Here is a 1,168-nt window from a genome sequence, read left to right on the forward strand (position 1 = left end):
ACCTTGCGGCCGTACTCCCCAGGCGGTCTACTTAACGCGTTAGCTCCGGAAGCCACGCCTCAAGGGCACAGCCTCCAAGTAGACATCGTTTACGGCGTGGACTACCAGGGTATCTAATCCTGTTTGCTCCCCACGCTTTCGCACCTGAGCGTCAGTCTTTGTCCAGGGGGCCGCCTTCGCCACCGGTATTCCTCCAGATCTCTACGCATTTCACCGCTACACCTGGAATTCTACCCCCCTCTACGAGACTCAAGCCTGCCAGTTTCGAATGCAGTTCCCAGGTTGAGCCCGGGGATTTCACATCCGACTTGACAGACCGCCTGCGTGCGCTTTACGCCCAGTAATTCCGATTAACGCTTGCACCCTCCGTATTACCGCGGCTGCTGGCACGGAGTTAGCCGGTGCTTCTTCTGCGGGTAACGTCAATGACTGCGGTTATTAACCACAATCCCTTCCTCCCCGCTGAAAGTACTTTACAACCCGAAGGCCTTCTTCATACACGCGGCATGGCTGCATCAGGCTTGCGCCCATTGTGCAATATTCCCCACTGCTGCCTCCCGTAGGAGTCTGGACCGTGTCTCAGTTCCAGTGTGGCTGGTCATCCTCTCAGACCAGCTAGGGATCGTCGCCTTGGTGAGCCGTTACCTCACCAACAAGCTAATCCCATCTGGGCACATCCGGTGGCAAGAGGCCCGAAGGTCCCCCTCTTTGGTCTTGCGACGTTATGCGGTATTAGCTACCGTTTCCAGTAGTTATCCCCCTCCACCGGGCAGTTTCCCAGACATTACTCACCCGTCCGCCACTCGTCAGCAAAGCAGCAAGCTGCTTCCTGTTACCGTTCGACTTGCATGTGTTAGGCCTGCCGCCAGCGTTCAATCTGAGCCATGATCAAACTCTTCAATTTAAGTTTGATGCTCGTGAATTAAACTTCGTAATGAATTACGTGTTCACTCAGAGACTTGGTATTCATTTTTCGTCTTGCGACGTTAAGAATCCATGTCACTTTGAGTGCCCACACAGATTGTCTGATAAATTGTTAAAGAGCAGTTGCGACGCGCTTCAGCGCTCTGTCGCGAGGTGGCGTATATTACGCTTTCCTCTTTCAGAGTCAACCCTGAATTTCAGGATTTTTCTCTTCAACCGGACCGGCTGTTTGTGTGAAGTGATT

1 rRNA gene is annotated in these 1,168 nt (G+C 53.3%); it reads right to left on the reverse strand.

Going from position 1 to position 1,168, the window contains the following annotated elements:
* Positions 1–904: ribosomal RNA gene (locus R5R67_RS19375) — 16S ribosomal RNA — on the reverse strand; the annotation flags it as partial.
* Positions 905–1,168: the final 264 nt, after the last annotated feature.

It is taken from the genome of Acinetobacter sp. OYA S30 (genome assembly GCF_033599315.1).
GTDB classification, from domain to species: domain Bacteria; phylum Pseudomonadota; class Gammaproteobacteria; order Pseudomonadales; family Moraxellaceae; genus Acinetobacter; species Acinetobacter baumannii.